The 12,746-nt window shown below is 65.0% G+C and carries 16 protein-coding genes; 2 read left to right on the forward strand and 14 right to left on the reverse strand.

The annotated features are described in order from the left end of the window. From trbL to ACYCUK_RS20545, 12 genes are all read right to left on the reverse strand, one after another. Positions 1–830 (reverse strand): P-type conjugative transfer protein TrbL (gene trbL, locus ACYCUK_RS20490; RefSeq protein ID WP_461596496.1); only part of this gene is annotated, 830 nt, incomplete at its 3' end. Further along, positions 827–1,000, reverse strand: a complete 174-nt coding sequence (locus ACYCUK_RS20495; RefSeq protein WP_461596497.1) for a hypothetical protein — start codon at positions 998–1,000, stop codon at positions 827–829. The genes ACYCUK_RS20495 and trbL, both read right to left, overlap by 4 nt. A gap of 4 nt (positions 1,001–1,004) precedes the next feature. Continuing rightward, the gene (gene trbJ / locus ACYCUK_RS20500) at positions 1,005–1,733 is read right to left on the reverse strand and encodes a P-type conjugative transfer protein TrbJ (RefSeq protein ID WP_461596498.1); all 729 of its coding nucleotides are present in this window, start codon (positions 1,731–1,733) and stop codon (positions 1,005–1,007) included. After that, positions 1,730–4,156, reverse strand: coding sequence for a conjugal transfer protein TrbE (trbE, locus tag ACYCUK_RS20505; protein WP_461596499.1), 2,427 nt, complete (start codon positions 4,154–4,156; stop codon positions 1,730–1,732). Before trbE ends, trbJ begins: the two co-directional genes overlap by 4 nt. Positions 4,157–4,166: 10 nt before the next feature. Beyond that, positions 4,167–4,430: a VirB3 family type IV secretion system protein gene (locus ACYCUK_RS20510; RefSeq protein ID WP_297926959.1), complete on the reverse strand. Its 264-nt coding sequence runs from the start codon at positions 4,428–4,430 to the stop codon at positions 4,167–4,169. Continuing rightward, positions 4,427–4,768, reverse strand: coding sequence for a TrbC/VirB2 family type IV secretion system protein (locus ACYCUK_RS20515; RefSeq protein ID WP_461596500.1), 342 nt, complete (start codon positions 4,766–4,768; stop codon positions 4,427–4,429). The genes ACYCUK_RS20510 and ACYCUK_RS20515 overlap by 4 nt, the downstream gene beginning before the upstream one ends. Further along, positions 4,765–5,778, reverse strand: coding sequence for a P-type conjugative transfer ATPase TrbB (gene trbB / locus ACYCUK_RS20520; RefSeq protein WP_461596501.1), 1,014 nt, complete (start codon positions 5,776–5,778; stop codon positions 4,765–4,767). Before trbB ends, ACYCUK_RS20515 begins: the two co-directional genes overlap by 4 nt. Further along, positions 5,775–6,242 carry a CopG family transcriptional regulator gene (locus ACYCUK_RS20525; protein ID WP_461596502.1) on the reverse strand — a complete coding sequence of 156 codons (468 nt, stop codon included), beginning with the start codon at positions 6,240–6,242 and terminating at the stop codon, positions 5,775–5,777. The genes trbB and ACYCUK_RS20525 overlap by 4 nt, the downstream gene beginning before the upstream one ends. After that, positions 6,239–8,230 (reverse strand): conjugal transfer protein TraG, encoded by a 1,992-nt coding sequence (locus ACYCUK_RS20530; RefSeq protein WP_461596503.1) that lies wholly within the window; start codon positions 8,228–8,230, stop codon positions 6,239–6,241. Before ACYCUK_RS20530 ends, ACYCUK_RS20525 begins: the two co-directional genes overlap by 4 nt. 285 nt (positions 8,231–8,515) lie before the next feature. Then, positions 8,516–8,737, reverse strand: a complete 222-nt coding sequence (locus ACYCUK_RS20535) for an EexN family lipoprotein (RefSeq protein WP_461596510.1) — start codon at positions 8,735–8,737, stop codon at positions 8,516–8,518. 63 nt (positions 8,738–8,800) lie between these two features. Continuing rightward, a complete protein-coding gene (locus tag ACYCUK_RS20540) occupies positions 8,801–9,706 on the reverse strand; it encodes a LysR family transcriptional regulator (RefSeq protein WP_461596504.1) in 906 nt (301 codons plus the stop codon). Positions 9,707–10,163: 457 nt separating this feature from the next. Next, positions 10,164–10,910, reverse strand: coding sequence for an MBL fold metallo-hydrolase (locus tag ACYCUK_RS20545; RefSeq protein WP_461596505.1), 747 nt, complete (start codon positions 10,908–10,910; stop codon positions 10,164–10,166). 118 nt (positions 10,911–11,028) lie between these two features. Between ACYCUK_RS20545 and ACYCUK_RS20550 the strand changes: the two genes are divergently transcribed. Both ACYCUK_RS20550 and ACYCUK_RS20555 read left to right on the forward strand, forming a co-directional pair. Then, positions 11,029–11,214: a winged helix-turn-helix transcriptional regulator gene (locus tag ACYCUK_RS20550; RefSeq protein ID WP_461596506.1), complete on the forward strand. Its 186-nt coding sequence runs from the start codon at positions 11,029–11,031 to the stop codon at positions 11,212–11,214. Continuing rightward, positions 11,192–11,392 (forward strand): winged helix-turn-helix transcriptional regulator, encoded by a 201-nt coding sequence (locus ACYCUK_RS20555; protein WP_461596507.1) that lies wholly within the window; start codon positions 11,192–11,194, stop codon positions 11,390–11,392. Before ACYCUK_RS20550 ends, ACYCUK_RS20555 begins: the two co-directional genes overlap by 23 nt. 342 nt (positions 11,393–11,734) lie before the next feature. Here the strand turns inward: ACYCUK_RS20555 and ACYCUK_RS20560 are convergent, their stop codons facing one another. Both ACYCUK_RS20560 and ACYCUK_RS20565 read right to left on the reverse strand, forming a co-directional pair. Continuing rightward, on the reverse strand, positions 11,735–12,253 hold the full coding sequence (locus tag ACYCUK_RS20560; protein ID WP_461596508.1) for a hypothetical protein: 519 nt from the start codon (positions 12,251–12,253) through the stop codon (positions 11,735–11,737). Between the two features lie 5 nt (positions 12,254–12,258). After that, the coding region (locus ACYCUK_RS20565; protein ID WP_461596509.1) for a hypothetical protein at positions 12,259–12,746 on the reverse strand (488 nt) is incomplete at its 5' end.

A 12,746-nucleotide genomic window follows, 5' to 3' on the forward strand; every position in this document is an offset into this window, starting at 1 on the left:
AACGCGGTGCCCGCCGCTGCACCCGCGCCGAGCTGCGGCGCACCGGAGACGAGACCCGTCGCGATGCCGGGCCCGAAGATCCCAAGCCCCAGCAGCGTGAGCGAGCCCAGCATGATGGCGAGCGCATGGTTCAGCGAGGGGTCGGCGCCGGCCGGCGTCTGGAACTGGCTGAAGATCGTCGAGCCGATGCCGACGATCACCGCCAGCACCAGCACCTTGATGCCCGAGGACACCACGTTGCCCAGCACCTTCTCGGCGAGGAACGCGGTCTTGTTCCACAGCGCGAAGGGCACCAGCACGAAGCCGGCGAGCGTGGTCAGCTTGAACTCGATCAGCGTGACGAAGAGCTGCACCGCCAGCACGAAGAAACTGACGATCACCACGATCCATGCGAGGAACAGCACGACGATCACGTCGAGGTTGGAAAACACCGCCGTGAATCCGGTCAAGGTGCCGATCTGCTGCAGCAGGGGCTGGCCCGCTTCGACGCCGACCTGCGCCAGGCGCCCCGGCTGCAGGAACTGCGCCGCGGTGATCGACGAACCGGACGCCAGCAGGCCCAGGCCGGCGAACGAGCGGAAGACGATGCTGGCCAGCGCGTTGAAGTTGCCGATGATGTAGGCGAAGGCGCCGACGTAGAGCGTCTTGCGGATCAGCTTCGCCAGCACCTCCTCGCCGCCCATCGCCCAGAACAGCCCCGCCAGCGTCATGTCGATCGCGATCAGCGTCGCGCTCAGGTACATCACCTCGCCGTGCAGCAGGCCAAAGCCCGAATCGATGTAGCGGGAGAAGACGTTGAGGAACTGGTCGATGATCGACAGGTCGTTCATGGCCGGTCCTCGTCGTCATCGGGGCCGTCGAAACCCGGCGGGATGGGCGGCAACGCGGACAGCCCCTGGTACGCGTCGGCGCCACCGGGTCCGAGGAAGAAGCGCCGACGGCAGGCTTCGTCCGCCACCCAGCCCGGAGCTTCACCGACGTGCGCGCGCTTCATGGCCATGGCGTCAGTGGCCGTAGAAATCGACGGACCGCGGCGTGTACCGCGGGCCGTTGCCCAGGAAGCGCGACCGGACCTGCTGCGAGCGTGCCTGCGTCGCGGCCTGCCGCGCCTGCTCCAGTGCCGTCGCACGGTCCTGCGCGATGGTGAGCTGCTGCGCCTGGATCGCCTGCCGCGCGAGCAGCGCCAGCAACTGATTGGTGGCCTGCGTCGCCTGCAACTGGCCGACCGCGCCCTGGCTCTGCGCCACAAGATCGCTCAGCACGCCCTGGTCGGACAGCAGGTTCTGTGCGGACTGCGACTGCATCTGCGTCGCGGTCCGCAGGGCCGCCACCGAGTCCCGCCAGCGCTCCTGCGCGTCCTGCAGCATCCGGTCGCTGCTGACGCTCGCGCCGTAGGCATCCGGATAGAGTCGCGCGAACGTCGCCTGCGACTGCGCGACGTTGAAGGTCAATCCCTGCGCCTGCGCGATCAACTGGTTGGTGCTCGACAGCATGGCCAGCAGCCGCGAGAGCGTGTTGAAGTCCAGGCTCTTCAGGTTGCGGCCCTGGTTGAGCAGCATCTGCGCCTGGTTCTGCAGCTGCCGGATCTGGTTGTCGATCTGCTGCAACTCGCGCGTCGCGGTCAGCAGGTTCTGCGTGAAGTTGGTCGGATCGAACACGATCCATTGCGCCTGCGCGACCGCGGCCAGGCCCATCGATGCCGCCAGCGCGGCGGCCAGCAGGCTCTTCTTCATGCGGCAGTCTCCTCGAGTGACGGAAAGGACGGGATGAGATCGGCGGCCCAGCCGAGGCCGCGATGACGCAGCCACGCACCGGCAAAGCCGTCGGGTGGCACGGCGGACGCCACCGCGTCGATGGCGCGCTGGTCCTCGGGCGTGGCGGCGCCGGCAAACGCCAGCGCGACAGGGCCCAGCCCCAGATCGAAGACGCGGTTGCCCAGCCGCGACTGGTAGTAGTAGTCGCGCTTGGGCTGCGCCTGCGCGACGATGGCGATCTGCCGCGCGTTCAGCCCGAAGCCCTCGTAGATGGTCCGGATCTGCGGCTCGGTGGCTTGCGGGTTCGGCAGGAAGATGCGGCTCGCGCAGCTCTCGATGATCGCGGGCGCGATCGACGAATCGCGGATGTCGGCCAGCGACTGCGTCGAGAAGATCACCGAGACATTCTTCTTGCGCAGCGTCTTCAGCCACTGCCGGATGCGCGAGGCGAACACCGGGTCGTCCAGGAACAGCCAGGCCTCGTCGAGGATGAGCAGCGTCGGCGCGCCGTCGAAGCGCTCCTCGAAGCGCGCGAACAGATAGCCCAGCACAGCGAGCACCGCCGCCTTGCTGTGCATCAGCTCTTCCATCTCGAAGCCCTGCACCGACGCGGACCCGAGCCGGTCGTGATCGGCATCGAGCAGCTTGCCGTGCGCGCCGCCGAGCACATAGGGCTGCAACGCCTGGCGCAGCGCGTTCGACTGCAGCAGCACCGACAGGCCGGTCATCGTGCGCTGATCAAGCGGGGCACTGGCGAGACTGCCCAGCGCCGACCAGACGACCTCCTTCTCGGCCGGCCCCACGGCGACACCTTCATGGAGCAGACGACCTTCGATCCATTCGCTCGCCCAGGCGCGGCAGCCCTCCTGATCGATGCGAGCTAGGGGCTGGAAGGCAATCTCGCCGTCGCTGCCCAGGTCGTAGTGCTCGCCACCCAAGCCCAGGATCGTCGCGCGCATCGAGCGGCCCATGTCGAATGTGACGATGCGCGAGCCCGGATAGCGCCGGAACTGCAGCGCGAGTGTGGCGAGCAGCACCGACTTGCCCATGCCGGTCGGACCGACCACCAGCGTGTGGCCCACGTCGCCGATGTGCGTCACCAGCCGGAACGGCGTCGCGCCATCGGTGCGCGTGACGACCAGCGGCGGGCCATCCAGATTCGCGTTGCGCTCCGGTCCGGCCCAGACCGCCGACACCGGCATCAGGTGCGCGAGGTTCAGCGTCGAGACGATGGGCTGGCGCACGTTGGCGTAGGCATGGCCGGGAATCGACGACAGCCAGGCATCGACCGCGTTCAAGGTCTCGGGGAGGGTGACGAAGCCGCGCCCCTGGATGGTCCGCTCCACCATGCGCAGCTTCTCGTCCGCCGTGGTGGCGTCGGCATCCAGCACGGTGACGGTCGCCGTCACGTAGCCGTAGGCGACCTGGTCTCTGCCCAGCTCCTGCAGCGCGGCGTCGGCATCGGCCGCCTTGTTGGCCGCGTCGGTGTCGATCAGCGGGCTTTCCTGCTGGAAGATGGTTTCGCGCAGCAAGGCGATGACGTTCTTGCGCTTGGCGAACCACTGCCGGCGCAGCCGCGTCAGTTCGCGCTCGGCCTCGGCCTTGTCGAGGCACAGGAAGCGCGTGCTCCAGCGGTAGGCGAAGCCCAGCCGGTTGAGATCATCGAGCAGGCCCGGCCAGGTCGAGGTCGGAAAGCCGCGCACCGTCACCACGCGCAGGTGCTGCGTACCCAGCATGGGCGCGAGTCCACCCGTCAACGGCTCGTCCGCCAGCAGCGCATCCAGGTGGAACGGCACCTCGGGCACCGCCACCGGATGCCGGCGCGTCGAGACGGTGCCGTGCAGATAGGTCAGCGTGTCGCCGTCATCGAGCCAGTCGATCACCGGCATCACGCCTTCGAGCAGGCCGAAGAACCGTTCGGTCTCGGAGACGAAGGTCTCCAGACGTGCCCGCCAGTCCACGCCTTGCCGGCGGGTGTTCTCGTACAGCAGCGTCGCCGCCCGCGCCTTGGCTTCCTCCGGCGGCAGGTAGAGCAGCGTCAGGTGGTACGCACTTTCGTAATGACTGCCCGCTTCCTCGAACGCGGCACGCCGTTCTTCGTCCACCAGCCACGACAGCGGTTCCGGAAACGCCGACCGGGGATAGTCCGCCGCTTCGCGCCGCTCGGCTTCGACAAACAGCGCCCAGCCGGAACCCAGGCGGCGCAGCGCGTTGTTCAGCCGCGCCGACGTGGCGACCAGCTCGCTCTCGGTCGCACTGTCCAGGTCCGGTCCACGAAAGCGCGCCGTGCGCTGGAACGACCCGTCCTTGTTGAGCACCACGCCGGGCGCGACCAAGCCGGCCCAGGGCAGCCAGTCGGCGAGCAGCGCCGGGCGCTGGCGGTATTCGGCGAGGTACATCATCGCCCCGCCCCTACACGTCCAGCAGCGCGCGATGCTTGATGTGCCGCGCGAACACTGGCATGAACTGCGGATCGAGCCGTGCGCCCCACACCGCCAGCGCATGGCCGATGAACCACAGCGCCAGGCCCGGAAGCCAGAGCTGCAGGCCCAGCCCCACGGCCGCGGCCAGCGTGCCGTTGGCGATCGCCACGGTGCGCGGCGCGCCACCGAGCAGGATCGGCTCGGTCAGCGCGCGGTGCAGCGGCACCTCGAAGCCGGAGGTCACGGCGCTCATGCGACGAGCGCTCCGCCGGAGAAGCTGAAGAAGCTCAGGAAGAACGACGACGCGGCAAAGGCGATCGACAGGCCGAAGACGATCTGGATCAGCCGGCGGAAGCCGCCGCTGGTGTCGCCGAAGGCGAGCGTCAGGCCGGTGACGATGATGATGATCACCGCGATGATCTTGGCCACCGGCCCCTGGATCGATTCCAGGATCGACTGCAGCGGTGCTTCCCAGGGCATGTTCGAGCCGGCCGCGTGCGCGGCGGGCAAAACCGCGCCCAGCAGCACGACGAAGCCCAACAACAGCCCCATGCGCAGATACGGGTTTGCGGAAAAGCGGGTTGGCGTCATGACGATGCTCCGATGGTGGACAAGGAAGGAGGCGGGGGCGGCCGCTCGGTGCTGAGCCGGTAGCCGCGCTCGTCGAAGCCGACGACGCGGGCGATGTCCTGGATGCGGCGCGCCCGGCCGCGGCCGGCGATGTAGACGATGACGTTCACCGCCTCGGCGATCAGAGCGCGCGGCGGGGTCACCGCGACTTCGAGGATCAGTTGTTCGAGACGCAGCAGCGCGCCTTCGGCGGAGCCGGCATGGACGGTGGCGATGCCGCCGGGGTGTCCCGTGCCCCAGGCCTTGAGCAGGTCCAGGGCTTCGGCGCCGCGCACTTCGCCCACCACGATGCGATCGGGGCGCAGCCGCAACGTCGAGCGCACTAGTTCAGCCATCGTCACCACGCCGGCGCGCGTGCGCAGCGGCACGTGGTCGCGCGCGGCGCATTGCAGCTCCACCGTGTCTTCGAGGATGATCACGCGATCGCCGGTGGCCGCGACCTCATCGAGCAGCGCATTGGCCAGCGTGGTCTTGCCGGTGCTGGTGCCGCCCGCGATCAGGATGTTCTGCCGCTCGCGCACGGCGCAGCGCAGGAACTCGGCCTGGGCCGCGGTCAGGATGCCGTCGGTAACGTAGTCGTCGAGCCGGATGACGCCGACGGCGCGCTTGCGCAGCGCAAAGGCCGGACCCGGCGCCACCGGCGGCAGCGCGCCCTCGAAGCGCTCGCCGGTCTCCGGCAGCTCGGCCGTCAGCAGCGGCTTGCCCGCGTGGACCTCGGTGCGCACGTGCGCGGCGACCAGGCGGATAATGCGTTCGCCATCCGCCGCCGAAAGCTGCACGCCCATCGGCGCGCGTCCGCTGGACAGCCGGTCGATCCACAGCGAGCCGTCCGGGTTGAGCATGATCTCGATGACATCCGGGTCGTCCAGCGCCTGCGCGATCTGCGGCCCCATCGCCGTGCGCAGCATGCGAATGCGCCGGTCCAGCGACGTGGCCAGCGGTGAGCGGACAGCGTGCGGCACGGCGCTCATGACGCCGCCTCCCCCGCCGCGTCCCCGGCATCCGCGCCCGCCACGAAGGCGTCGGAATCGGGCTGTATTTCCTCGTGGACGTCCTTGACCAGGCTGTGCCCGCGCATCAGGTGGCGGCCCAACTGCTCGACGAACTGCGCGTAACGCGCCCTGCCCTGCGCGCGTGCCGCCACCTGATGCGCTTCCGGCACCGGCGTGCTGACGGTGAGGACGTAGCGCACATAGAGCGCCAGCGCCTCGATCAGGATGGTCTGGTCGCGCTCCAGCTTCTCGAACTGCCGCGACAGCCGGTCCAGCCGCTTGGCGATCGCGGCCTCGCGCTGATCGCCTGCATCGGGCGACAGCCACGAGGTCAGCGCCACGGCGACGATCGACGACTTGGAGACGCCTTTCATCACGGCAAGCTGGTCCAGTCGCCGCGCGTGCTCCGGCTCGATGAAGAGGTTCAGGCGCGTGCGGCTCACAATGCGATCCCGTCGTCAGGATCAAGGGAAGCGAAGCGCGCCGTGCGTTGCAGACGCCGGTCGAGTTGCGCCGGCAGCGGCGGCGGCAGCTCGTCGTCATCGAGCAGCGCGAGGTCGTCGGGAACCTGCTCGGGCGGCGTGACAGACGCGACGTCGGCGAGTTCCGGCTGCCACTGGCGTCCCGCGTCGTCGATGGCCTCGCCGGACATTGCGCCCGTCGCTGGAGCCCCCGGCACAACGGGAATCGCCAAACCGCTCCAGTCATCGGAGCGTGCCGGCGGCACGTCCACGTAGCGGCCCGGCATCAGCAGCGGCGGTGCCAGGACGCGGCACTTGAAATTGCCGTCGCGGTAGTAGCGGATCTTCCTGGCCCGGATCGGCGCGTGCCCGGAGACCATCACCACCTCCTCGTCGGGTGGCAGCTGCATCACCTCGCCCGGCGTCAGCAGCGGCCGCGCGGTTTCCTGCCGCGACACCATCAGATGGCCAAGCCACGGCGCGAGCCGATGGCCGGCGTAGTTGCGCTGCGCGCGCAGTTCGGTGGCGGTGCCCAGGGCTTCGGAGATGCGCTTGGCGGTGCGCTCGTCGTTGGTTGCGAATGCGATGCGCACATGGCAGTTGTCGAGGATGGAATGGTTCTGGCCGTAGGCCTTGTCGATCTGGTTGAGCGACTGGGCGATCAGGAAGGCGCGCAGGCCATAGCCGGCCATGAAGGCCAGGGCGCTCTCGAAGAAGTCGAGCCGGCCCAGCGCCGGGAACTCGTCCAGCATCAACAGCAGCGTGTGGCGGCGCGCAATGCCGTCCGAACCGTCGAGCGATTCGGTCAGGCGCCGGCCGATCTGGTTGAGGATCAGCCGGATCATCGGCTTGGTGCGGCTGATGTCGGATGGCGGCACCACCAGGTACAGCGACACCGGGTGTTCTGCGGAAATCAGATCCGCGATGCGCCAGTCACAGCGCGAGGTGACTTCGGCCACCGTCGGATCGCGGTACAGACCGAGGAAGCTCATCGCGGTGGACAGCACGCCGGAGCGCTCGTTGTCGCTCTTGTTCAGCACCTCGCGCGCGGCCGAGGCGACGACGGGATGCGGTGACTCGCCGAGATGCCGCGTGGTCATCATCCGGTGCAGCGTCAGCTCGAAGGGACTGGCCGGGTCGGACAGGAAGTTGGCCACGCCGCGCAGCGTCTTGTCCGCGCCGGCGTAGAGCACGTGCAGAATGGCTCCGACCAGCAGCGCATGCGACGTCTTCTCCCAGTGATTGCGCCGCTCCAGCGCGCCCTCGGGATCGACCAGGATGTCGGCGATGTTCTGCACGTCGCGCACCTCGTGCATGCCGCGCCGCACTTCGAGCAGCGGGTTGTACGCGGCAGACCGTGCATCGGTGGGGTTGAACAGCAGGCAGTGCGAGAAGCGCGAACGCCAGCCGGCGGTGAGCTGCCAGTTCTCGCCCTTGATGTCGTGGATCACGGCCGAGCCGGGCCAGGAAAGCAGCGTCGGCACCACCAGGCCGACGCCCTTGCCCGAACGCGTCGGCGCGAAGGCCATCACATGCTCGGGACCGTCATGGCGCAGGTAGTCACCGTCCTTGCGGCCGAGGAAGACGCCGGACGGCCCCGCCAGTCCGGCCTGACGGATTTCAGCCGGTGCGGCCCAGCGCGCCGAGCCGTAGGTCGTGACGAGTTTGGATTGGCGCGCGCGCCAGACCGACATGCCAATGGCGACGCAAGCGGCGGTTACGCCGCTCGTGGCCGCCATGGCACCGCCCTTCAGGAAGAGACGCGGTGCGTAGGCGTCGAACCAGTACCACCACTCGAACAGCTGCCACGGGTGATAGACAGGAATGCCGAGGCAATCGAACCAGGGCGAACCGAGGCGCAGCTGGTAGCCCAGTTGTGCCGCGGTCCATTGGGTGGCGCCCCAGGTTCCCGCGATCACGATGCCGAACACCGCCAGCACCTGGCCGAACAGCACACTGGTTCCCTGCATGTCGGTCTCCGAATCGCCCCTACATCGCGCGGCGATGACGCGCCGCAGGCGTGAGCTTCGGTGCCGGATCAGGAGCGGTCAAAGACCGTTATCGGAAGGATCGAGACGAAGAAAACAAGATTTCCAGCGAGGGCAAAATCCAGCGCGCTGACGTCAATGGCAGCGTGTTATGGCGTGTAGGGTGATCCGCCCCAAAAAATCGTGGATAACGCCAACGCCCAGGCACGCACCCCGCGGGTGACCGGGATTGTCCAGTCCCCGCAGGGTATTTCGATGTCGCGGTGATCAGTTCCGCGGTGCAGGCTGCGGCGTGTACTTACCCTTGCCATCGCCCATGAAGCGTCGGCGAAACGCTTCACTCGCTGTGTTGCAGGTGGCATCGCCCATCTTCGCGTGGTCTTCCTGGCACAGGCGCTGCACTTCCTTGAGCCGATCTGGGTGGGCGACCAGCGAATCGACCGTGTCCATCGGCGCGGCCTTCCCACAAGCCGCCAGCACCAGGATCATCAGCAGCACGCATGCCCTCTTCATGTCACGTCCTCCAGCGTAGTGGGATGAGCGCACCGAACTTCACGTGGGTTCGTCCCGAGCCGTTGTCTCGACCGGATTGAGCCGGTCGATGAAATGGCTCAACTGTGCGGACGGTTCGATGTCGGGCCGCAGCAGGTACGTCGTGAGCATGGGTGAACGCCCTGCAAGCGGGCGGACGATCACTTCCGGGTGAGGGCATATCTCGATCTGAGCCGTACTGGTGAAGCCAAGCCCATAGCCCGCCGCGACCAGGGTCAACATGAGGTCATGGCTGGCCACGCGCTCCGCCACTATGGGTTGCACATCTATTGTGCGCAACACCCGATCGATCTGACGGCTGCATCCTTCGCAAGCCTCCAGATGGCACAGCACCAGGGGATAGCGCAACGCTTCCTCCAGCGGGATGCGCTTGTGCGCCAGTAAAGGATGGCGTGGAGGAATCGCCAGAACCAGTGGATCGCTCCAGATCGGTTCGGCGATGATGCCTTCGCCCACCTCGGCCGATTGCGCGAATCCCGCATCGTACAAATAGCTGCGAAGTCCCTTCACTTGTTGTGCGAGGGGCATTTCGAAGAGGCGGATTTCCACCTCCAGCTCTTCTTCGCGGCACTGCGCCAGCAACATGGTCAGTCGTGGTCGGACGATTCCGTCGGAGAGCGCAATGCGCAGCGTGCCGTGATAACCCGTGGCGGCAGCTTTCGCCCCGGCCTTTGCCTGCTCGATGGTGGCGAAGACGCGCCGGACGTCCCCAAGGAAAACTTGTCCGGCCCAGGTCAACCGCGTGCTGCGCGTGGTGCGCTCGAACAACTGCACACCGAGGTCGTATTCCAACTCCTTGATCGTACGCGACAGCGGCGACTGCTCGATATGCAGCCGTTCGGCTGCGCGCGCGAAATGCAGCTCTTCGGCGACAGCGACAAAACAGCGCAGGTGGCGCAACTCCATAAGTTCACACCTCTTTCCTAACCAAAAGCACGGCTTTTCGCCGAGCCGCATGCGATGGCAACTAACGTCCAACGCACTGGTGCTTACTCGCGCTCTTGCTTGAAGGATTCAACTGGCGTACGTCGGTCGGCACGGCGTGCCTGCGCAGCGTTTTGTAAACCCGTGTCAGGAAACGCCGGTGAAACGGTTTGCGCGAGGCGCACCTGCATGAACCGTGATCCGATTACGTGAGTCGCTGGCGGGCTGTCAAACCAAGTGACAACCCTGACGAAAATCAGACATTCCGCGTCGAAATACGATTGGTGCAAACTCCTGTAAGGGCTCCGAATCCAGATGCCGCTCGGGTAGTCTCCGTAGCTGCAGGGCATGGCTCAACTGGGCGTTTGATTGTCTATCGAGGTCTCCGATGCTCCACTGATGCAGGCATGTGCCACGCGAGCACCAAACCAGCTGATTACTAACAACATTTTTGAACTATCTCGTTCTTTGTTAGGGCTCGAAGATTTTGCGCATGACGTTTTACTTCATTGACATTAAGGGGGCCACCGTGCCCCATGTAAAATCTTTCCATACCTGAATCAATCAAGCGCTGCAACTCAATTGCCACAGTTTGAGGATCATCTTCGAAAGGTGGACGCATTGCATTTTTTGTCCTTGCTATGCCGCCTAGCAATATTCCGGACGCAATGAGGTCACCTACCATTACATCCCTGGTAGTAAGTTGTACGGAGATCGAGCCAGCTGTATGTCCGGGAGAATGCCTTACAACGCCAGGAAATCCGAAACGCTCCAGGTTTAGAATTTCATCATTTGAGAGCAAAATATCTGGCCTAAACGGAGTGTAGGGTTGGAAAATCAACCCTGTGCGGAGAAAGAGCCGGCCAAACCATCCAGTGGAGCAAAACGTCATCATTTTCTTTTGGCTATAGTACTCAGCATCACCCTCGTGGCCGACAATCGGTGCACCCGACAATTCGCGCAAGCGTGCAGCACTCCCCGCGTGATCCACATGAGCGTGAGTTACAACAATCAATTTAATATCTTGGAATGAGAGTTGGTGTCTTCTCAATACTCGTTCAATCTTTGATTCCGAACCCGGGAGGCCCGCATCAACCAGGATGCAGCCATTTTCCCCAGTGATGAGATGGCAGTTCACCATGCCAAATGGCAGGATTGGTATGCGAATGATTTGCGGCAAGGACATAATTTATGTCTCCATTTTTAAGCTTGCGTTGAACAGCCAGCTTTGCTATCTTAGGAGGCAACAGGGATTTCAGCAAGTACGCACAATTAAGTGGCATAGTCACTAAAAAGTAACCATTATGAAAAAACAATGGCACACAGAGAATCCGATAGGCTGTCCAATGGTATCGGCGATCAATGTGATAGGCGGGAAATGGAAGCCAATCATCTTGCATATGCTGAGCGACGGAACCATGCGTTTTGGTGAGATCAAAAAAAAATATCCCACCAATCAGTCAGAAAATGCTAACTCAGCAACTGCGTGAACTCGAGGCGGATGGAATTGTGCGACGCAAGGTGTACGCTGAAGTACCGCCTAAGGTTGAGTACTCGCTGACTGAGCTAGGCACAACGCTCAAGCCAATTTTGCAAGATTTATACGCTTGGGGGCAGAAGAATTTCGAGTCAACATCCCCGAAGATTACTGAGATTGTGCGTGTATGAAACCCAGAATGAGCAGATGGTCCGATTGCAACAGTGACAGTCGCACCCTTGGAGGGTCACAGTGCCCCCAAAATCTCTCTCGCTCCGCCGCATGCGGCCCCGGCGTCCACGTCAAGGTGTCCAGCCTACAACGCAGCACAGCCATCGCTCGCACTACCACCCGACATCAGCAGGACAAGCGATCGCGTCACGGTGTCTGTTGGTGTACCCATCGCAAAGCAGCCGCTCATCCTTTTGGGGCGACCGACAACATCCGACCGCGGAAGGTCGCGACCGGCTGTTTTCAGAAAGTCCAGTTGAAACTCTTTGAGGCTCGCTGTGTACCGGCGGCGTCGGGGACGATCAGCGCCCAGCGGGACTTAGCGAAACTATAGTGAGTACACCCAGTGCGGCGACGATGCTAAGCATCTTCAAGGTCGTGCAAATGCCCGCTGCGCGCGCAGCGAAGGCCTGGCGTCTCGGCAGGCGACGCAGCACATAGAGCAGAAAGATGTTTTCGATGTAGTCGAAGCATGCGGCAGCGATGGCCATCGCACACACGATGCTGGCCGCCCAGGCGGCTTCCGGGTGTGCCGCAGCGGCTAGGTCGCCGAGCAAGAACAACAGGGCCCCGTACACCGCGGGGAAGATCATGTCGGCAATCAGCATGTGCCGGAACGAGCGGACACCGGCGCGGCCGTAGAGTTGCAGCAGGCGGTACAGAGTCTCGGGGCTATAGCCCGGCCGCACGTCCACCTGCAGTTCGCCGAGCGCGCGGCGGCGCAGCGCCAATACGCCGCCTGGGAGAAACCAGAATCCGCCGAGGAAGCCGAGCGTGACAATGCCGAGCACCTGGGCGAGTAGCGTCTCGTTGATTGCCATGATAGTTAAAGCTCCTGAATGCTCGTGCCGGGCACGAGCAAGGCGAAACTCGCGCCAAATGCCTGCACTGGTGTGAGAGCGCCCACGCGAGGCTCTTGCAGCTGCAACTCCAGGGCGCGCACCGCAGCGGCAGCGGCAGCGTGGTAGCCCTCGCCGGTCTCTAGCATGGCGGCGACGCGCTCGCCTGTTGCGTTGCCGGCCTCCGCCCACACGCGCGAGCGCAGCACCGCGATTGCCGCGGCCGATGGGCTGGCCACGGCCGTGTTCGATGCTCGCGCGACTTGGCGCGTCAGCAGCTTGCCGAGCAAGGGACCGGCGATACGCATCAGCGCGGCGGTGGCGCGCGATAGCGGGATGCCCGCGACAATATTGGGGATGCCGGTGGAGCGCTGCACGGCCAGCAGTTCGGCCAGCGGCGCGGCGGCGAATCTCATCCTGGGCGCATCGGCACCCGGCGCGCGCCAGGTGGAGAAGGCCAGCGCACGTTTGCGCA

It is taken from the genome of Thiomonas sp., from assembly GCF_054608695.1.

Coding starts and splice junctions, on each gene's coding strand:
- ACYCUK_RS20555 (WP_461596507.1), top strand. CDS start 11,192: ATGCTAACTCAGCAACTGCGTGAACTCGAGGCGGATGGAATTGTGCGA.
- ACYCUK_RS20510 (WP_297926959.1), bottom strand. CDS start 4,430: ATGAGCGCCGTGACCTCCGGCTTCGAGGTGCCGCTGCACCGCGCGCTG.
- trbE (WP_461596499.1), bottom strand. CDS start 4,156: ATGATGTACCTCGCCGAATACCGCCAGCGCCCGGCGCTGCTCGCCGAC.
- ACYCUK_RS20545 (WP_461596505.1), bottom strand. CDS start 10,910: ATGTCCTTGCCGCAAATCATTCGCATACCAATCCTGCCATTTGGCATG.
- trbJ (WP_461596498.1), bottom strand. CDS start 1,733: ATGAAGAAGAGCCTGCTGGCCGCCGCGCTGGCGGCATCGATGGGCCTG.
- ACYCUK_RS20550 (WP_461596506.1), top strand. CDS start 11,029: ATGAAAAAACAATGGCACACAGAGAATCCGATAGGCTGTCCAATGGTA.
- ACYCUK_RS20530 (WP_461596503.1), bottom strand. CDS start 8,230: ATGCAGGGAACCAGTGTGCTGTTCGGCCAGGTGCTGGCGGTGTTCGGC.
- trbB (WP_461596501.1), bottom strand. CDS start 5,778: ATGAGCGCCGTGCCGCACGCTGTCCGCTCACCGCTGGCCACGTCGCTG.
- ACYCUK_RS20515 (WP_461596500.1), bottom strand. CDS start 4,768: ATGACGCCAACCCGCTTTTCCGCAAACCCGTATCTGCGCATGGGGCTG.
- ACYCUK_RS20535 (WP_461596510.1), bottom strand. CDS start 8,737: ATGATCCTGGTGCTGGCGGCTTGTGGGAAGGCCGCGCCGATGGACACG.
- ACYCUK_RS20495 (WP_461596497.1), bottom strand. CDS start 1,000: ATGGCCATGAAGCGCGCGCACGTCGGTGAAGCTCCGGGCTGGGTGGCG.
- ACYCUK_RS20540 (WP_461596504.1), bottom strand. CDS start 9,706: ATGGAGTTGCGCCACCTGCGCTGTTTTGTCGCTGTCGCCGAAGAGCTG.
- ACYCUK_RS20560 (WP_461596508.1), bottom strand. CDS start 12,253: ATGGCAATCAACGAGACGCTACTCGCCCAGGTGCTCGGCATTGTCACG.